Annotated in this window: 19 protein-coding genes and 1 tRNA gene; 13 read left to right on the plus strand and 7 right to left on the minus strand. The window is 69.7% G+C overall.

Annotated features, from left to right (window positions below):
• Positions 1-12: 12 nt before the first annotated feature.
• Together ACZ67M_RS21435 and ACZ67M_RS21440 are read right to left on the minus strand one after the other, a co-directional pair.
• Positions 13-1,455, minus strand: a complete 1,443-nt coding sequence (locus ACZ67M_RS21435) for a serine/threonine-protein kinase (RefSeq protein ID WP_469852229.1) — start codon at positions 1,453-1,455, stop codon at positions 13-15.
• A 75-nt stretch (positions 1,456-1,530) separates the two neighbouring features.
• Entirely contained in the window at positions 1,531-2,079 is a 549-nt protein-coding gene (locus ACZ67M_RS21440; RefSeq protein ID WP_114528355.1) for a helix-turn-helix domain-containing protein, read from the minus strand.
• Between the two features lie 179 nt (positions 2,080-2,258).
• Here ACZ67M_RS21440 and ACZ67M_RS21445 point away from each other — a divergent pair.
• Positions 2,259-2,331 (plus strand) — tRNA-Ala (locus ACZ67M_RS21445).
• A gap of 73 nt (positions 2,332-2,404) precedes the next feature.
• On the opposite strand, the gene ACZ67M_RS21450 is transcribed toward ACZ67M_RS21445, so the two are convergent.
• Entirely contained in the window at positions 2,405-3,490 is a 1,086-nt protein-coding gene (locus tag ACZ67M_RS21450; RefSeq protein WP_385803171.1) for a sensor histidine kinase, read from the minus strand.
• A complete protein-coding gene (locus ACZ67M_RS21455) occupies positions 3,483-4,178 on the minus strand; it encodes a response regulator transcription factor (RefSeq protein ID WP_469852232.1) in 696 nt (231 codons plus the stop codon). The genes ACZ67M_RS21450 and ACZ67M_RS21455 overlap by 8 nt, the downstream gene beginning before the upstream one ends.
• A gap of 86 nt (positions 4,179-4,264) precedes the next feature.
• Here ACZ67M_RS21455 and ACZ67M_RS21460 point away from each other — a divergent pair, with 86 nt between their 5' ends.
• The 3 genes from ACZ67M_RS21460 (at position 4,265) to ACZ67M_RS21470 (ending at position 7,197) form a co-directional block, all read left to right on the plus strand.
• The gene (locus ACZ67M_RS21460; protein ID WP_469852234.1) at positions 4,265-4,906 is read left to right on the plus strand and encodes a M15 family metallopeptidase; all 642 of its coding nucleotides are present in this window, start codon (positions 4,265-4,267) and stop codon (positions 4,904-4,906) included.
• A gap of 53 nt (positions 4,907-4,959) precedes the next feature.
• Positions 4,960-6,036, plus strand: a complete 1,077-nt coding sequence (locus tag ACZ67M_RS21465; RefSeq protein ID WP_392011231.1) for an endonuclease/exonuclease/phosphatase family protein — start codon at positions 4,960-4,962, stop codon at positions 6,034-6,036.
• A 384-nt stretch (positions 6,037-6,420) separates the two neighbouring features.
• Positions 6,421-7,197 carry an isoprenyl transferase gene (locus ACZ67M_RS21470; RefSeq protein WP_122616579.1) on the plus strand — a complete coding sequence of 259 codons (777 nt, stop codon included), beginning with the start codon at positions 6,421-6,423 and terminating at the stop codon, positions 7,195-7,197.
• An 83-nt stretch (positions 7,198-7,280) separates the two neighbouring features.
• Here the strand turns inward: ACZ67M_RS21470 and ACZ67M_RS21475 are convergent, their stop codons facing one another.
• Complete coding sequence (locus ACZ67M_RS21475; protein WP_469852236.1) at positions 7,281-7,982, minus strand: DUF5324 family protein; 702 nt, start codon at positions 7,980-7,982, stop codon at positions 7,281-7,283.
• Positions 7,983-8,301: 319 nt separating this feature from the next.
• Here ACZ67M_RS21475 and ACZ67M_RS21480 point away from each other — a divergent pair, with 319 nt between their 5' ends.
• Together ACZ67M_RS21480 and ACZ67M_RS21485 are read left to right on the plus strand one after the other, a co-directional pair.
• A complete protein-coding gene (locus ACZ67M_RS21480) occupies positions 8,302-8,835 on the plus strand; it encodes a peptidylprolyl isomerase (RefSeq protein ID WP_361356771.1) in 534 nt (177 codons plus the stop codon).
• 104 nt (positions 8,836-8,939) lie between these two features.
• Complete coding sequence (locus ACZ67M_RS21485; RefSeq protein ID WP_392237212.1) at positions 8,940-9,827, plus strand: rhomboid family intramembrane serine protease; 888 nt, start codon at positions 8,940-8,942, stop codon at positions 9,825-9,827.
• Between the two features lie 246 nt (positions 9,828-10,073).
• On the opposite strand, the gene crgA is transcribed toward ACZ67M_RS21485, so the two are convergent.
• A complete protein-coding gene (gene crgA, locus ACZ67M_RS21490) occupies positions 10,074-10,328 on the minus strand; it encodes a cell division protein CrgA (protein WP_361356777.1) in 255 nt (84 codons plus the stop codon).
• A gap of 151 nt (positions 10,329-10,479) precedes the next feature.
• On the opposite strand from crgA, the gene ACZ67M_RS21495 reads away from it, so the two are divergent.
• From ACZ67M_RS21495 to ACZ67M_RS21515, 5 genes are read left to right on the plus strand one after another with little or no spacing between them, the layout of a single operon-like run.
• Positions 10,480-11,259: a DUF881 domain-containing protein gene (locus tag ACZ67M_RS21495; protein ID WP_385803331.1), complete on the plus strand. Its 780-nt coding sequence runs from the start codon at positions 10,480-10,482 to the stop codon at positions 11,257-11,259.
• A 45-nt stretch (positions 11,260-11,304) separates the two neighbouring features.
• Positions 11,305-11,502: a hypothetical protein gene (locus ACZ67M_RS21500; protein ID WP_206328638.1), complete on the plus strand. Its 198-nt coding sequence runs from the start codon at positions 11,305-11,307 to the stop codon at positions 11,500-11,502.
• A complete protein-coding gene (locus ACZ67M_RS21505) occupies positions 11,499-12,137 on the plus strand; it encodes an aminodeoxychorismate/anthranilate synthase component II (protein ID WP_122616586.1) in 639 nt (212 codons plus the stop codon). The genes ACZ67M_RS21500 and ACZ67M_RS21505 overlap by 4 nt, the downstream gene beginning before the upstream one ends.
• Entirely contained in the window at positions 12,134-13,171 is a 1,038-nt protein-coding gene (locus ACZ67M_RS21510; protein WP_467320474.1) for a class E sortase, read from the plus strand. The genes ACZ67M_RS21505 and ACZ67M_RS21510 overlap by 4 nt, the downstream gene beginning before the upstream one ends.
• 13 nt (positions 13,172-13,184) lie before the next feature.
• Positions 13,185-13,955, plus strand: coding sequence for a class E sortase (locus ACZ67M_RS21515; RefSeq protein ID WP_467320475.1), 771 nt, complete (start codon positions 13,185-13,187; stop codon positions 13,953-13,955).
• Between the two features lie 32 nt (positions 13,956-13,987).
• Here ACZ67M_RS21515 and ACZ67M_RS21520 read toward each other — a convergent pair whose 3' ends face one another.
• Entirely contained in the window at positions 13,988-15,010 is a 1,023-nt protein-coding gene (locus tag ACZ67M_RS21520; protein ID WP_469852240.1) for a restriction endonuclease, read from the minus strand.
• A 375-nt stretch (positions 15,011-15,385) separates the two neighbouring features.
• Between ACZ67M_RS21520 and ACZ67M_RS21525 the strand changes: the two genes are divergently transcribed.
• Together ACZ67M_RS21525 and ACZ67M_RS21530 are read left to right on the plus strand one after the other, a co-directional pair.
• Positions 15,386-15,820: a hypothetical protein gene (locus ACZ67M_RS21525; protein ID WP_469852242.1), complete on the plus strand. Its 435-nt coding sequence runs from the start codon at positions 15,386-15,388 to the stop codon at positions 15,818-15,820.
• Positions 15,821-15,879: 59 nt separating this feature from the next.
• Positions 15,880-18,330, plus strand: coding sequence for a glycoside hydrolase domain-containing protein (locus ACZ67M_RS21530; RefSeq protein ID WP_361356795.1), 2,451 nt, complete (start codon positions 15,880-15,882; stop codon positions 18,328-18,330).

Genomic DNA, 18,330 nt, shown 5'->3' on the forward strand with positions numbered 1-18,330 from the left:
GAGCGGCCCGGTTCAGATCCGGGTCAGCGCCCAGAAACCCACCGCGTAGCAGGCCAGCGCGAGGAGCAGCACGGGCACCGCCACCGCCGCCGGGGGACCCGGACGGCGCCGCCGTCGCGTCGCCCGGTGCTGCGCCGGGGCCTGAGGGTTGCGGGCGGTGTACGAGGCGGTGGGGGTGGCGTCGGGCGCCTGCCACGGGGGCGGCGTGAAGGACGGCGCGAGGGTCGGCGCGGGTGGTGGCTCGGCGTACGGCGGCGGGTACTCGGGCGGGTACTGGCCTGGGTGCGGGACGGGCGTCGGTGCTCCGTCCCCCGCGGCGGAGCTGATGGTCGGCTGCGGGGGCGGCAGGTGGAAGCTGCCGGTCTCCGACATGGCGGACGACGGCTCGGGCCGCGCCGACGGTGTGGCGGAGGCCGGAGGCGACGTGGGTCGCGAAGGCGCCGGCGACGCCGGGGACGCGGGCGTGACCGGGGCGGACGGGCGGCGCGGGTCGGTCGGTGGGTCGCTCCGCGGGGCTCCCGGCGGGTCGGTCGGCGGGTCTCCCGGTGAGGAGTCGTCCAGTCCGGACGCCCGCTTCAGCGGACCGTCGGCGGCGAACCCGGCGGGCAGCGGGCCGACTTGGTCGAAGATCTCGATCAGCTCGTCGTCGGGACCCGGCTCCGGCAGCAGCTCCGCCGCCGCGGCCAGCGCCTTGCGCGCCCCCGTCGCCGTACGGAACCGGGCCGGTGGATCCGGCTGCACCAGCGTCGCGACGACCTGCCACAGCGGCTCGGGTATCCCCTGCGGCGCGGCCGGTGTCCCGTGCTCGGCGAAGTGCTGGACCAGCGCCTTGGCGTCCGGCTTGGCCCCCTCCAGCAGGTACAGGGCGACCAGGCCGACCGCGAACAGGTCCGCGGCGAAGTCCGGCTCCGCGCCCATCATCTGCTCCGGCGCGAGATAACCCGGCGTCCCCACCACGAGGTTGGTCTCGGTCAGCCGGGGCTCGCCCAGCCGCATCGCGATGCCGAAGTCGGACAGCCTCAGCCGCGGCCGGCCCGTGCCGGTGGCCTCGAGGAGCAGGTTGGCGGGCTTGATGTCCCGGTGGACCACGTCCTCGGCGTGCACCGCCGCGAGGCCCGCGAGGAGCTGGTCGATCAGCGTGCACACGAAGGCGGGCGGCAGCGGGCCGTAGTCCCCGATCAGGTGGACCAGGGAGCCGCCGGTGACCAGGTCCATGGTGAACAGGACCTGGTCGTCGTCGGCGGCCCAGCTCGCGGGCGCGAGCACATGGGGATGATCGATGCGCAGCGCCTGCTCGCGGACGAACCGCAGCAGCGAGTGCGCGTCCCGCTGCTGGAGCACCTTTGCGGCCACATACCGTCGGCGGCGGTGGTCCCAGGCACGCCAGACGGCACCGACCCCGCCGCGGCCGATCGGGTCGACCAGCTCGTACCGACCGGCGAAGACCTCACCCATGGCTGTGTGTCGCTCCTCCCCTCGCGCCACTCCCGGGTCCGGCCGCGACCCCCCTGTGGCGGCCGGACCCCGGGATCAGTTCTGGTGGGACTGGTAGTGCGCGACCGCGTCCGAGGTGCGGCCCGCTCCGTACACCCGCAGGAACTCCGCCAGCTCCGGGTGCGAGGAGGACAGGGCGTCCGCCGCGTCGATGATGTCCCCGGCGGCCGCCACCGAACGCAGCAGCGACTGGATCTCGCGGACCACCCGCTTGACCGTGGGCGCACCCGAACTGCTCGTCGTCTGCGTGGTGTTGTTGAGCACCGAACCCCCCTGCGACTTCTTGATCTCGTCCATGCGCTCCGTCGCCTCGGCCGCGCTCACACTGCCGTCCGCGACCTGCCCCGCCAGGTCCTGCAACAGCTGCACCCGCTGCACCACCGCGGGATTGCCGATCTTCGCCCGCTGGCCGCTCATCAGCTGCGAGAGCATCGGTGCGGACAGTCCCAGTACCCCCGCGAGACGAGCCTGGTTGAGACCAAGATCGTCGATGAGCCTACGGAAGAGCGCCCCCAACGGCTCCCCGTACCAGTTCCGCTGCAGTTCCCGCGCTCTCGCGGTGGCTTCCTGCTGTGCGGCGTCCATTGCGTCTCCCCATCGCTTCCCCAAGAACCGCAGTTCGCTCCAGCGAACCACGCCGAGCATCTTACGGAGCGTGGTCGTTCCCCGGGAGCCCCAATCATTTGTGAGATCCGGGGCGCGACCCGGTACTCTTGTCCGCGGTGACCGTCGGCCCGCCCGAAGCGACCGGCGCCGCCTCCCGAGGGGCCTTAGCTCAGTTGGTAGAGCGCTGTCTTTGCATGGCAGATGTCAGGGGTTCGACTCCCCTAGGCTCCACTTGTCGAAGCCCCTCCGAACTGCGGGAACGTGGTTCGGAGGGGCTTTTCGCGTGCCGTGGGGCGCTTGACCGTCACGGTCGTCCCGCGGCTCGGGGCGCCGCCGGCAGCTCCACCGTGACGCTGAGGCCGCCCGTGGGGCGGGGGGTCAGGGTGAGGGTGCCGTCGTGGGCCTGGGCGATGGTGCTGACGATGGCCAGGCCGAGGCCGACCCCCGCGTGATCGGTGTGGACGCGTTCGGTGCCGCGCTGGAACGGCTCGGTGAGCGTCGAGGCCAGCTCGGGGGCGACCCGGTCGCCGGTGTTCTCGACCGTGAGCGCCACGGTCCTGGGGCGGGCGACCGTGGTGACGTGGACGGTGCCCCGTTCCGGCAGGTTGTGGACGATCGCGTTGTGCACGAGGTTCATGGTCAGCTGTAGCAGGAGCGACGGTGAGCCGGTCGTCGGCGTGAGGTCGCCGCGCGTCTCCAGGGTGACGCCCCGCCCTTCCGCGAGGGGGAGGAGCGTCTCGGTGGCCTCTTCCGCCAGGAGCGACAGATCGACGCGCTCCCGCGCGAAGGCACGCTGCTCGGCGCGGCTGAGCAGGAGCAGCGCCTCGGTCAGGTCGATCGCCCGGGTGTTGACGGCGTGCAGGCGGTCCACGAGTTCACCGGTGTCGCGGTCCGGGTCGGCGCGGGCCACGTCGAGCAGCGACTTCGAGATCGCGAGCGGGGTGCGCAGCTCGTGCGAGGCGTTGGCCGCGAACCTGCGCTGCTCGGCGACGTGCGCTTCGAGCCGGCCGAGCATGGTGTCGAAGGCGTCGGCGAGTTCGCGGAACTCGTCCTGACGGCCCGGCAGCCGGACGCGGTGGGAGAGCGATCCGGCCGCCGCCGTGCGGGTGGCCTCCGTGATGCGGTTCAGCGGGGCCAGGATGCGGCCGGCCAGGAACCATCCTCCCGCGAGACCGAACACCAGCAGGAACGCCATCGTGACCGCCGCCATCGGAGCGAAGTCACGCGCGACCGAGAGCTGGTACTCGGGCTGGAAGACGAGCCCGACGTGCGACACCCGCGTCAGGAACAGCCACCCGGCGGCGAGCATCAGGGCGCCGGCCAGCATCAGGAAGCCGGTGTAGCTGAGGGTGAGCTTGAGCCGGACGCTCGGCCCGCCCTCCCTATCCACGGCCCGCTCCCTCGTCCGCCGCGTCCGGCCCAACGTCGATGCGGTAGCCGACGCCGGGCACGGTGACGATGATCCAGGGCTGCCCGAGCCGCTTGCGCAGCGCCGAGACGGTGATCCGCACCGCGTTGGTGAACGGGTCGGCGTGCTCGTCCCACGCGCGCTCCAGCAGCTCCTCGGCGCTGATCACCCCGCCCTCGGCGGCGACGAGCACGTCGAGCACCGCGAACTGCTTCCTGGTGAGCGCGACGAAACGGCCGTCCCGGTACACCTCCCTGCGGAACGGGTCGAGCCGCAGCCCCGCGATCTCCCGCACCGGAGGCCGGCTGTGCGCACGCCTGCGGTCGAGGGCCCGGAGCCGGAGCACCAGTTCGCGCAGCTCGAAGGGCTTGGTGAGGTAGTCGTCGGCGCCCAGCTCGAACCCGGAGGCCTTGTCGTCGAGCCGGGCGGCGGCCGTGAGCATGAGGATCGGCATGCCGCTGCCGGAGTCGACGATGCGCCGTGCCACCTCGTCGCCGGAGGGGCCGGGGATGTCGCGGTCGAGGACGGCGATGTCGTACGTGTTCACACCGAGCAGCTCCAGAGCGGTGTCGCCGTCCCCCGCGATGTCGGCGGCGATCGCCGCCAGCCGCAGCGCGTCGCGGATGGCTTCCGCCATGTACGGCTCGTCCTCGACGATCAGCACTCGCATCCTCCGATGCTAGGAGCCGGCGCATGTCGTCGGCGTATCGAAAACCGCGTACACCGCGGCAACACCGCGCTCCCTTTCCTGTGGGCATGACTCGAGACGCGTCCGCACACGAGAAGCCCCACCGGCGTACCGACGTCCTCAAGATCGGCCTGCCGGTGGCCGCCCTGATCATCGCCGCCCTCGGCTGCCAGGCCCTGGCGTCCCCGTCTCCGCCCATGTCCCCGACCGCGTCACCCGGTGAGGCACGGCCAACGGAGCCCCCCGGCGTGATCGACGAGGAGGAAGGCGTCGTCCCCGACGGCACGACCGTCTTCGCCACGGACGTCCCCGCCGTCACCCGCCTCGAGCCGGCGCTCCTCGCGGCCCTGCGACGGGCGGCGACGGACGCCGAGGACGACGGCGTCCAGGCGTCCCGCGTCAACAGCGGCTGGCGCTCCGAGGACTACCAGAAACAGCTCCTCGACGACGCGGTCGACCAGTACGGCTCCAAGGAGGAGGCCGCGAAGTGGGTGGCCACTCCGGAGACCTCCGCCCACGTGTCGGGAGACGCCGTCGACATCGAGGGCTCCGACGCGACGGCCTGGCTCTCCCGCAACGGCAGCGCGTACGGACTCTGCCAGACCTACGCCAACGAACCCTGGCACTACGAGCTGCGCCCCGAGGCCGCCGCACACGGCTGCCCGGCCATGTACGACAACCCCGCACAGGACCCGAGGACACAGCGGTGACCAGCGCATTCGATGTGAAGACGAGCGACACGCACGGTGAGCGAGGGCGGCCCATGACACAGGTGGACACGGCGGCGACCGGACAGGACGGACCCCGCCGCCCGGACACCGGCTCCGGGAGGCCCGCCCCCTTGCGACGGGTGGCCCGCGCCCTCTCCCGGCCGGGACCCTGGCGACGCGGCCGGATCATCGCCGCCCTGGCGGTGCTGCTCGGCCTGCTCATGCCGCTGCACGCGCTGGTCACGGACCGGGCCGGGCTCGGCAGCCTCGTGGAGACCTTCCTGCCGTGGCTCGGCCTGGGCGTACCGCTTCTCCTGGTCGCGGCGCTGCTGCGGCGCTCCGCGACCGCGACCGTCGCGCTGCTGGTTCCGTGCGTGGCGTGGACGAGCCTCTTCGGCGGCATGATCGCCGACAAGTCCCGCCCGGGCGCCAGCGACCTCACCGTGGTCAGCCACAACGTCGGCGCCGCCAACCCCGACCCGGCCGGCACCGCCCGTGACCTGGCCTCCTCCGGCGCGGACCTGCTGGCACTCGAAGAGCTGACCGAGCAGGACCGGGCCACCTACGAGAAGGAACTCGCGGACGCCTACCCCCACCACACGGTGCAGGGCACGGTCGGACTGTGGAGCAGGCTGCCGCTGTCCGGCACGGCACCGGTCGACACCAGGATCGACTACGGGCCGCTGGCGGACACCAAGCCGGACGCCGTCAAGCTCGCCTCCACCCGGGCCCTGCGCACCACGGTGGCCACGGACCAGGGGCCGCTCGCGGTCTACGTCGCCCACCTGGGGTCCGTGCGCGTACTGCCCCGCACCGGCTTCTGGACGGGCAGCCGCGACCGCAACGCGCAGGCACTCGCCGAGGCCGTCGCCGCCGAGGAGAACGAGCGGGTGGTGCTGCTCGGCGACCTGAACGGCACCGTGGACGACGGCGCCCTCGACGGCATCACCTCGCGGATGGACTCGGCCCAGGAGCAGGCCGGCGACGGTTTCGGCTTCAGCTATCCGGCCGGCTTCCCGGTGGTACGGATCGACCAGATCCTGGTCAGGGGCGTACGGACGGACCGCTCCTGGACACTGCCGGCCACCGGCAGCGACCACCTGCCGGTCGCCGCGGGGGTCAGCTGGTGAACACGGCAGTAAGGTGGCCAGCCCGGGACCCGGCACCCGGACCACCCCCTGAGGGGGTTTCGCCCGATATGCGTGCAGGTGGCGCGGAGACGTTCCTCACCGACGGCACCCGCGCACCTCGGCCGCCGGTGGACACGCGATCCGGACGATCACCAACGACCGCACGGAAAGGCCCAGTTGACCACGGGAAACGACCGCGCGGCCCACGCGGCCCGACCGAAACGGGCCCACGGACGGCCGCCGCTCGGCACCCGGGAGGTGCTGTCTGCTCTTGATATCGTCACCCCACAGGGCACCACCACCACACCCCGGCGGGCCGGTGCCACGTGGCTCATCGCCGTCGGAGGCGTCCGGTCGCTACCGACGAGGTGGAAGGGGTAGAGCATGCGGGCGAAGGTACGGGCCGCTCTCGACGCGCTGTATATGAAGCGCCTGGTCAAGGAGTTGGAGGGACGCCCACGCCCCCAGCACATCGGCATCATGCTCGACGGCAACCGCCGCTGGGCCAAGATGTCGGGCATAGACGACCCGCGAGAGGGCTACCGGGCCGGCGGAGCGAAGGTGCTGGACTTCCTGCGCTGGTGCGACTCCGCGCAGATCGAGCACGTCACCCTCTTCATGCTCTCCGACGACAACCTGCACCGGCCCGAGGACCAGCTGAACCCGCTGATCGACATCATCGCCGAAGTCGTCGAGCGACTCGCCGCCCCCGGCAACCCCTGGCGTGTGGAAGCCGTCGGCGCCCTGGACCTGCTCCCCGCCGAGTCCGCCGGCCGCCTCAAGACCGCCACCGCCGCCACCCAGGGCCGCAAGGGCGGCACCAAGGTCGACGTCGCCGTGGGCTACGGAGGCCGCCGCGAGATCGTCGACGCCGTGCGCTCGGCCCTGACCGAGCACAGCTCCCAGGGCGGGGACATCGACGAGTTCATCGAGACCTTCACCATGGAGCACATCTCCAAGCACCTGTACTCCAAGACGCGGTCCGAGTCCGACCTCATCATCCGCACCTCCGGAGAGCAGCGCCTCTCCGGATTCCTGCTCTGGCAGTCCGCCTACGCCGAGGTCCACTTCTGCGAGACCTACTGGCCGGACTTCCGCGAGATCGACTTCCTGCGCGCCCTGCGCTCCTACTCACTGCGCGAACGCCGCTACGGCCGCTGAGCCGCCGTTTCACGTGAAACATCGCCGTGGGGCGGAAGACCCGAAGGTCTTCCGCCCCACGGCGACACCGGTCCGGAGAAAGGTCAGCGGGGCTCGTCGCCCTCCGCCGCCTCCTCCTGCGCCTGCTTGGCCTGCACCTCGGGGTCGAGAATCGCCTCACCGGTGCCGTCCACCGACATCAGCCGCCCGGACTCGGGCACCTCCGTCGCCTCCGGCGGCTCCACCAGCCAGTCCGGGTTTGCCTGCTTGTCCCACCACTTCCAGGCCGCGAAGGCGCCGCCCGCGACGAGACCCGCCACCGCCAGGACCCTGGCGATCCGGCCGGCCCTCGCACGCCGCTGGTGCTTGCGGGTCAGCTTCTCGATCTCCTTCGCCGTGACCTGACCCCGGAGCGCGGCCAGCGCGGCCGCACCCCGCGCCGTCGCCTCGTCCCGCACGGGACCGGCCGCGGCCACCGCCTGCTCGATCTTCGGCCGTGAATAGTCGGCCGCCTGCCGAGCGGCCAGACGGGTGCGGATGGCCGCCTCCTGCGCGGCGGCGTCCACCTTCGGCGGCACATGCGTAAGGGCCTGCTCCAGCCGCGGCGCGACATGCGCCCCGTACTGATGGCGGGCCTGATCTGCGGCCTGCGACACCTTGGGCGCCAGCCGTACGCGCGCCTCCTGTGCATAGTGAGCGGCCCTGTCCTTGGCCGTGTCGGCGTAGGGCGCCACCACTTCCGCGGCGTGCAGCACGCTGTCCTTCGCCGAACCGGTCGCGGCGCGCACGCTGTCGATGCGGGTCACGGGTTCCTCCTCCTCGGTGGCGTACGGTAATTCGACTTTCCACCCTTTTACGGATCATGCCTGTGGACGCAAAGCCAGGCATGCGAGGGCGGCCATCCGGGTCACCGACGATGCCCTCGGGCTCACTGGGGCAAGTGGTGATGAAGTTGCGAACAAGAGCGGAACAAGCTCAATAACGGGCGAATACCGGGCAACGCGAGCCCGTACCCGACAATGCCACGGATCGGCTCCCCGCGCTCGGACCCGGGGGTATCAGCGCCGAACGCGCCCTCGCCCGTGGGAGTATCGGTGCGCACCACCAGACGACGGAAGGCATCCCGTGGCCGAGCAGCTCTACGCCACTCTCAAGACCAGCCAAGGCGACATCGAGATCCGGCTGCTCCCGAACCACGCACCCAGGACGGTCAAGAACTTCGTCGAACTCGCCCGAGGCGAGCGGGAGTGGACCCACCCCGCCACCGGCGAGAAGACCACGGACCGGCTCTACGACGGCACCGTCTTCCACCGGGTCCTCAGCGGCTTCATGATCCAGGGCGGCGACCCGCTCGGCAACGGCACCGGCGACCCCGGCTACCAGTTCGCCGACGAGTTCCACCCCGACCTCGCCTTCGACAAGCCCTACCTGCTCGCCATGGCCAACGCCGGTCCTGGCACCAACGGCTCGCAGTTCTTCGTCACCGTCTCCCCGACGACCTGGCTCAACCGCAAGCACACCATCTTCGGCGAGGTCACCGACCCGGCCAGTCAGAAGGTCGTGGACACCATCGCCGCGGCGCAGACCAACCCGCGCACGCACCGCCCGGTCAACGACATCGTCATCGAGACCGTCCTCGTGGAAACCCGCCAGGGCTGACCTCCTCCCGCACCGGGAAGGAACCAAACGCTCCGCCCATCCGTAAAAAAGGGCGGGGCGGCGCACGCGCGCACACCGCCCGCAGGGACGACCGAGGGGAAGTCATGGACCACGCGGCAGCAGGCCCGCCGGACGCCCAGAGCCTGCCCGGCTGCTATCGCCACCCGGACCGCGAGACCGGCATCCGCTGCACCCGCTGCGAACGCCCCATCTGCACGGACTGCATGATCAACGCGTCCGTCGGCTTCCACTGCCCCGACTGCGCCTCCGGCCGCACGGGCGGTGGCCCCGCGCCCGCCGCCTCCCGGCCCCGCACCCTGGCCGGGGGCACGGTCGCCGCCGACCCGCACCTGCTCACCAAGATCCTGATCGGGATCAACGTGGCGGTGTTCATCGCCGTACAGGCGCTCCCGTCGTCCTTCCTCAGCGACATGGTGCTCATCGGACGCTGGCCCCCCGCCCCCTTCGTCCCGACCGAGGGCGTCGCGGAGGGCGAGTGGTACCGCCTGGTGACCACGATGTTCACGCACGAGGAAATCTGGCACATCGGCTTCAACATGATCAGCCTCTGGTTCCTCGGCGGCCCGCTGGAAGCCGCGCTGGGCAGATCCCGCTACCTCGCGCTCTACCTCGTCTCGGGCCTGGCCGGCAGCGCCCTCACCTATCTGCTGGCCTCGCCCACCACGGCGACCCTCGGTGCCTCCGGCGCGGTCTTCGGCCTCTTCGGCGCCACCGCCGCACTCGTCCGCCGCCTCAACGCGGACATGCGGCCGGTCGTCATCCTGCTGGCGATCAACCTCGTCTTCACGTTCACCTGGGCCAACATCGCCTGGCAGGCACACATCGGCGGTCTCGTCGCCGGCGGTGTGATCGGCTTCGCCATGCTCCACGCCCCGCGCGAGCGCCGGACCCTCGTGCAGTACGGCGCCTGTGCGCTCGTCCTGCTGGTCGTCGTGGGACTGACCCTGTTGAGGAGCGCACAGCTCACTTGAGCACGCGTTTTCCACAGTGGGTGGCGGATCTTGTGCACAGTGTGCGGGAACAGATGTGCCCCCTGTCGCTGACCAGTGTTTCCGCAGGTCAGGCAGGGGGCGAACATGCTTTCGGATCCCAGTACTTCCGTCACACCGGCGTCAACGTCCTGGGGGTTATCCACAGATCGTCTTTCTTTTTCCCCACCGTGTGGACAGCGCCTGTGGATAACTCCGCGGATAGCCCTGGGCAGAGCTAATGGGGCGCTACTTCCACTGCGTGGAGACGCCGAAGCCGGCGGCGATGAAGCCGAAGCCCACGACGATGTTCCAGTTGCCCAGGGAGTCGATCGGCAGTGAACCGTCGGTGACGTAGAAGACGACGATCCAGGCGAGGCCGATGACGAACATGGCCAGCATGACGGGTGCCACCCAGCTGCGGTTGGTCAGCTTGATGCTGGTCGACTGCTTGGCGGGCGGCGGCGTGTAATCGGCCTTCTTGCGGATACGTGACTTCGGCACGAGGGTCTCTCCTGTCGATGCGCTGCGTGGCCGCGCAGGGAACGGGGGGTCGGTCTCGGGAGCGGCGTTCGGGGGACAAGGGGACTCTGAGCGCTCCCCCGGGCGTCCGTTAGCGTAGTCCTTCCGTGGCGCCGAAGGAGATAAGGGTACGTTGAGCAATTCTGCCGACTCCCCCGGGACGGGATCCAGCCCTGCCCGCCGGCGCCGTTTCCGGCCCGTGCGCGTACTCACGGCAGCCGTCTTCGCTCTCGCGGGACTCATTTTCTTCACCAGCTTCAACACCGCGAAGGGCACCAATATCCGGACGGACGCCTCTCTGCTCAAGTTGTCCGACCTCATCCACGAGCGTAGCCAGGAGAACGGGCAGCAGGAGGAGGCGAACGCCGGCCTGCGTCACGACATCGAGTCGCTCGCCGAGCGGGACGACGGACGGTCGAAGTCGGAGGACGACGAGCTCGCCGCGCTGGAGGAGGAGGCGGGCACCCAGAAGCTGACCGGAGAGGCGATCTCCGTCACACTCGACGACGCGCCGCCGGACGCCACCGCCAAGCTCCCGGGCTACCCCGAGCCGCAGCCCGACTACCTGGTGATCCACCAGCAGGACCTCCAGGCCGTGGTGAACGCGCTGTGGCAGGGCGGCGCCAAGGGCATCAAGGTCATGGACCAGCGGCTGATCTCCACCAGCGCGGTCCGCTGCGTGGGCAACACCCTGATCCTTCAGGGCCGCGTCTACTCACCGCCGTACAAGATCCAGGCGGTCGGTGATCCGGAGCGGCTCAAGGAGACGCTGGCGGCGTCGCCGGCGATCCAGAACTACATGGTGTACGTCAACGTCTACGGACTCGGCTGGAAGGTCGAGGAGGACGGGAAGGCCACGCTGCCCGGCTACTCGGGCACGGCGGACCTGCACTATGCCCAGCCTGTGGAGTGAGGCCGTTCCGGAGGGCGCCGCGCCGCTAGTCTGGTGCGGTGCGGCGTGAGTCTGGCGCCGCGGTGCGACGGAAGGGACGGCATGTACGGCTGGATCTGGCGGCATCTGCCGGGCAACGCGTGGGTGAGGGCGCTGCTCTCGCTCGTGCTGGTCGTGGCCGTGGTCTACGTCCTCTTCCAGTACGTCTTCCCGTGGGCCGAACCGCTGCTTCCCTTCAACGATGTGACGGTGGACAACCAGTGAGCGCGCGCATCCTCGTCGTCGACAACTACGACAGCTTCGTCTTCAACCTGGTCCAGTACCTGTACCAGCTGGGCGCCGAGTGCGAGGTGCTGCGCAACGACGAGGTGTCGACGGCGCACGCCCAGGACGGTTTCGACGGCGTGCTGCTCTCTCCCGGGCCGGGGGCGCCGGAGCAGGCGGGTGTCTGCGTCGACATGGTCCGGCACTGCGCCGCCACGGGTGTCCCGGTCTTCGGCGTCTGCCTCGGCATGCAGTCGATGCAGGTGGCGTACGGCGGTGTGGTGGACCGGGCGCCGGAGCTGCTGCACGGCAAGACCTCGCCGGTCGAGCACACGGGCACGGGCGTCTTCGCGGGGCTGCCCTCCCCGTTCATCGCCACCCGGTACCACTCGCTCGCGGCGGAGCCGGGCACGGTGCCGGCCGAGCTGGAGGTGACGGCCCGCACCCACGACGGCATCGTGATGGGCCTACGCCACCGTGAACTGCCGGTCGAGGGCGTGCAGTTCCATCCGGAGTCGGTGCTGACCGAGCACGGGCACCGGATGCTGGCCAACTGGCTGGTGGAGTGCGGCGACCAGGACGCGGTGGCGAGGTCGGCGGGGCTCGCCCCGGTGGTGGGCAGGGCCACGGCGTGACCGCCGTGCGCCCCGAGCGCGAATCCGGCACCGCCGGTGACCAGGGATCCTCGTACGGACGGCCGTACGGGGATTCCGGTGCGTTCGGGGGCGGACGGCAGGAGGACTTCGCCTCGGCGGGTCCGACCGGCGGTCCGGTCGACGACGAGACGGTGGCGCTGCGGATCCCCGAGCCGCCGCCGGAGCGGACGGCCACGACCGCGACCCCGACCGGTGGCCGCGCGGCCCGCAGGAAGGCCGCGAAACGGCGTCACGGGCGCCGTGGAGCGCCGCGCGGGGCGTCGGCGGACTCCGAGTCGGCCGAGGAGTCGAAGGCGCCGCTGTCGCGCGTGGAGGCCCGCCGTCAGGCCCGGGCCCGCAAGCCCGGCGCCGCGGTGATCGCCAGCCGGGCGATCGGCGAGGTCTTCATCACCACCGGCGTGCTGATGCTGCTCTTCGTCACCTACCAGCTGTGGTGGACGAACGTGCGGGCGCACGCGCAGGCGGACAAGGCGGCCAGCAATCTCCAGGACGACTGGGCGAACGGCAAGCGCAACCCGGGGACCTTCGAGCCGGGCCAGGGCTTCGCGCTGCTGCACATCCCCGATCTGGACGTGGTGGTGCCGATCGCGGAGGGCATCAACAGCAAGAAGGTGCTGGACCGCGGCATGGTCGGGCACTACGGGGAGGACGCCCTGAAGACGGCGATGCCGGACGCGAAGACGGGCAACTTCGGACTGGCGGGGCACCGCAACACGCACGGCGAGCCGTTCCGGTACATCAACAAGCTAAAGCCGGGTGATCCGATCGTCGTGGAGACGCAGGACAAGTACTTCGTCTACAAGATGGCGTCGATCCTGCCGGTGACGTCGCCGAGCAACGTCAGTGTGCTGGACCCGGTCCCGAAGCAGTCGGGGTTCAAGGAGCCCGGCCGCTACATCACCCTGACGACCTGCACGCCGGAGTTCACCAGCAAGTACCGCATGATCGTGTGGGGCAAGATGGTCGAGGAACGGCCGCGCAGCAAGGGCAAGCCGGATGCGCTCGTCAGTTAAGGGCGGATGACCAGTGGCAGCGACCACCGACACGGAGCACGACTCGGAGCAGTCGGAGCAGCGCGAGCGGGCCGCCGCGCGCGGGCGCGGGCGGGGTCCCGGGCGGATCGTCGCGCGCGCGGTGAGCGTCTTCGGTGAACTCCTCATCACCGCGGGGCTGGTGATGGGCCTGTTCGTCGTCTACTCCCTTTGGTGGACGAACGTGGTCGCCGACCGCGCGGCGGACAAGCAGGCGGACAAGGTCCGGGACAACTGGGCCCAGGACCGCGTGGGCCCGGACGGTCCCGGCGCGCTGGACACCAAGGCGGGCATCGGCTTCCTCCACGTCCCGGCCATGGGCAAGGGCGACATCCTGGTGGAGAAGGGCACGTCGATGAAGATCCTCAACGACGGCGTGGCCGGCTACTACACGGACCCGGTGAAGGCGACGCTGCCCACCTCGGGCAAGGAGGGCAACTTCTCGCTCGCGGCCCATCGCGACGGGCACGGGGCGAAGTTCCACAAGATCGACAAGATCGACGAGGGCGATCCGATCGTCTTCGAGACGAAGGACACCTGGTACGTCTACAAGACCTACGCGGTCCTTCGCGAGACCTCGAAGTTCAACGTCAAGGTCCTCGACCAGGTCCCCCTCGAGTCCGGCAAGAAGAAGCCCGGCCACTACATCACCCTGACGACCTGCACCCCGGTGTACACGAGCAAGTACCGGTACGTGGTCTGGGGCGAACTGGTCCGCACGGAGAAGGTGGACGGGGATCGGACGCCGCCGGCGGAGTTGCGGTGACATGACTGAGTTGCTCGAAGCAACCCAGTGCTCTACCGCAGCGCCTTGAGCAGCACTCCGGCGCTCCAGGCCTCCAGCTCTTCGCGGTTCACGGTGATGACTCCGCTGAGTTTGGCGACAGCCTCTGATTCGTGGCTGAAGTTGGAGGTGGCGACGAACAGGGCGACGTCCGCCTGGTCGATGGCGCGTGCCGCGCCCGCGAACTTCTGCATGTCGGCGCTGGGTACGGTCCAGCGGCCGGACCTGTTCTTGCACTGGACGGCGACGGTGCGTCCGTCGGCGGTGCGGCCGGTGATGTCGATGCCGCGGTCGGTGCGGGCCTGCCGTACGACGACGTCGACGCAGCCGTCGCGGCGCAGCAGGCCGGCGACGTGGTGCTCGAACGCCCGCCAGGTCATCGCGTTGAGTTTCGCCCTGACGTCGTCGGCGGGGGTGTCTCCTTCCAGGGTGGCGAGGCGCTTGTGGTGCCAGCACAGTTTGCGCTCGACGTTCTCGATGTCCGCGCGGAGTTCGATGAGCTCGCGGCGGTGTTCGCCGGAGGTGGCGATGAGGGCGTTGAACATCGGTACGACGGTGCGGCCGAGGATGTGGGTGATGCGCTGGTCGATGCGGGTGTCGAGGGCGGCGGGGTCTGTCGGGGCCGGGTTTTCCACAGGCTGTGTGCGCGCCAGGTACTCCATGTCCAGGAGGTAGACACGCACCTGACGTGCGACTTCGCTGTCGCGGAGCAGCATGGCGACGTTGAGGACGGCTCGGCGGGGAAATAGGGCGAGGGACCGTGTGTGCGACCGGATGTCACTGAGTTGCTTGAAGTCACTCAGTTCCTGTCCTGTCAGCACTCGGTATCCACTCGCTTCCATCTCCGCTCGGTGATCGTGGACGAGGGCACGGACCGCTTCCACTGTGACGCTGAAGTACTTCGCCACCATCGCCGTAGTCACGTGCATGCCGTCCGGCAGCAGGGACAGTGCCTTCACTCGGTCGAGTACGTCCGTGCGTTCCAGGACGCTGCTGCGCAGGGCTGGGGATTCCAGTAGAGCCGTCTCGTTGATCATTGTCGTTCCTCCCCCTGTCGGGACGTGTGGTCAACCAGAGTCAACGAGTCATGACATATGAAGACACGATCTCCGCAGCGCCGCGCTGAGCTGCGCCGCTTTGTTGCTTGTCATGTCCCGTACGTCGGATAAGGTGCTCCCCGGGCTGACCACCTGGGGGGAAGTGATGTCCATGGATTCCGTGCTGTTGTGTGCCCGTATCTGGCGGGCCTCGCCGGACTCGTGCCGCTGAAGCGGTACTTCGCAGCGTCCCGCTCCCGCCGTCCGGTCGCGCCGGTTTCCGCCCAGTCACGCAGAAGCAGCCGCTCCGGTCTGCCGGAGCGGCTTCGGCATGCCCGAAACGTGCTCGAAAACGATGTCAAGGGGAACTCCCGCATGAACAAGAAGTCCGTGGTCGCCGGCGTCTTCGCCCTCGCCGCCGCCCTCCTGCCGCTCGGCGCGGCGCCTGCCCAGGCCGCGTCCAACCCCTGCGGCGGGCCGTACCAGACCATCGCCTACGTCGACGGCCGGCTGCCGGGCGACAGCGGCAACGACGACGGCGACATGGTCGCGTACGCCGGCGGCACCGGCTACCTGTGCGTCGTCTTCTACAACGGCACGCCCGGCGGGGCGAACGAGATGTACTTCAACGTCTGTCCGGGCAAGACCGGCGGGCCCGGGTGCGGCACCGACCACGGCGACTACGCCACCTACGCGGGCCCGATCCGCATCACCGACACGGGGTGCTTCACCGCCGCGTACATGCTGCGGAACGAGAAGGACACGACCTGGCTCATCAACGGCAAGCGCAGCTACGGCCCGCGCTGCTGATCCGTCCCCGGACCACCCGCACGTCCCAGCTCCTCCCCGTCCCGCAGAGAGGATCCCGCATGGATCAGCAAGTCCTCAGAGCCCAGAAGTGGGTCAACGAGAAGTACGGCAGCGTCGCCGGCTACCAGCGCTGCCCCGAAGACGGCCGTACCGGCTGGTCGACCATGTACAGCCTCACGATGGGGCTCCAGCATGAACTCGGCATCAGCCCCGTCGTCGCGAGCTTCGGCCCGGGGACGTACTCCCGCGTCGAGGCCCTGGGCGACATCGGGTTCGGCTGGGAGGTGAACCGCGACCTGCTGGCCTGCATCCAGTTCGGCATGTGGTGCAAGGGCTACTGGGCCGTCGAGCCGGAGAGCGAGGGCTGGTTCACCGGCGTCACCCGGGAGGCCGTCAAGGAGCTGCGCTCCAACATGGGCCTCCCGGAGGGCGACGGAGTCCTCAACGTCAAGATCATCAAGGCCATCCTCAACATGGACGCCTACGTCGTCGTCGCGGGCGGCAGCGAGGAGGTCCAGGGGATCCAGCGGTGGCTCAACGGGCGCTACTGGGACCGGAGCGCCTACAGCATCGGTCCCGCGGACGGCATCTACTCCCGTGACGTCCAGAAGTCGCTGATGGTCGCCCTCCAGTACGAGCTGGGCATCGCCGCGCCGAACGGGAACTACGGACCCGCGACGCAGGCGGGGCTGCGGTCCCACCCGGTCGCCGAGGGCGCGTCCGGCACGCTGGTGCAGATATTCTCCGCCGCCTGCGTGTTCAACTCCCCCACCTACGACGGTGAACTCAACGCGGTCCCCACCACCTGGCGTTCCACCTTCGACGGCAAGCTCGCCGAATGGGTCAGCGCCTTCCAGAAGTTCAACAAGCTGGAGGTCAACGGCGACGGCGACTTCCAGACCTGGTCGCAGCTCCTGGTCTCCATGGGCGACCCCGACCGCCCGGCCACGGGTTCGGACACGCGTTACGAGATCACCCCGTCGCGCGCGAAGTGGCTCAAGGACAACAAGTACGAGATCGTGGGCCGCTACATCTACGATCCGCCGGGTTCCACTCTGGACAAGGAGATCAAGCCGGGCGAGCTGGACACGATCTTCTCGCACGGGCTGCGCGTCTTCCCGATCTACCAGGACAACGCCCGCGAGCTGGACGACTTCACGTACGCCAACGGGTACCAGCACGGCCTGAACGCCCACGAGCTGGCCAGCGGGTACGGCTTCAACCCCGGCACCACGATCTACTTCGCGGTCGACTACGACGCCACCCAGGAGGCCATCGACGGCTCTCCGAAGGGCATCATCGTCTACTTCCACGGCGTACAGGCCGCGCTCGCCAGCAAGGGCAAGAAGTACAACCACGGCGTCTACGGCTCCCGCAACGTCTGCATCAACGTCACCAACAAGACGTTCGCCCGGTACTCGTTCGTCTCCGGCATGTCCTGGGGCTTCTCCGGCAACCTCGGCTTCCCGATCCCGCGCAACTGGTCGTTCAACCAGATCAAGGAGTTCAAGGTCCAGAACGGGTCGGACACCTTCGACCTGGACCGCGACGTGATCTCCGGTCTCGACCGCGGTGTGGGCTCGGTCAACGACCAGGCCGGACCGGCCGACGACTTCATCGCCTACGTCCAGAAGCTGTACGACCTGGCCGGTTCCTACGGGGCGACCGGTCAGAAGCGCAGCCAGCTCGTGATGGAGTACATCCGCCACTACGAGTACGGCGACAAGGACACCCTGAACAAGATCGGCTGGTGGTATCTCATCGGCGGGTTCGACCAGGGGTTCGTCGACTACTGCAACGCGCAGGGCATGTCCATCAGGAAGTCCTTCAAGGATCCCTTCACCGGCTATGACCTGGGCGCCGAGCACATGATGGCCACGGCCAACGCGCACCTCCTGACGGACCAGCCGTCCGACCGCCAGGGTGCCAACGGCGGTGACGTCGGCGGCTGGGCCGGCGACCTGATGACGTTCTGGTCGGACTGGCGCAACTCCGAGACGGAGTACGCCGATCCGCTCGCCTTCTGCCACGCCAGGCTCGCCGTCCCCGGGGTGTCGTCCTCGTTCGGCTTCAACGACCTCATCGAGGACGCCGACGGCTATCTGATCGCCCGCGCGGTCCGCGGGAACAAGACGGTCGTCGAGGCGGTCAAGGCGCTGTACCAGCAGGGGGGCGGCGGTCTGACCCGCTTCAACGACTACTTCACGCAGCGCTGGGGCAACGCCACCGACTGCAAGCAGTCCGCGCACAACGCCCTGACCGCCTCCGACACCGTCCTGGGCCCGGCCCGCAAGCAGCTGATCAGCCTGAAGGGCGCCGTGCTGCCGGCCGTGTACCAGAATGCTCCGGGTGGTTTCGACAAGCTGCAGAACTTCGAGCAGGGATTCGTGGACGCCCTTCTCGCCCGCATGGGCATGGAGAAGAAGAAGGCGGCGCAGTACCGGGCCAATCACGAGGCGTTCCTCAAGGCGGCCCGCGGCCGGGCTGCCGCGCGTTCCGCCAAGGGCTGA

This window comes from Streptomyces sp. NPDC107500 (genome assembly GCF_055582785.1).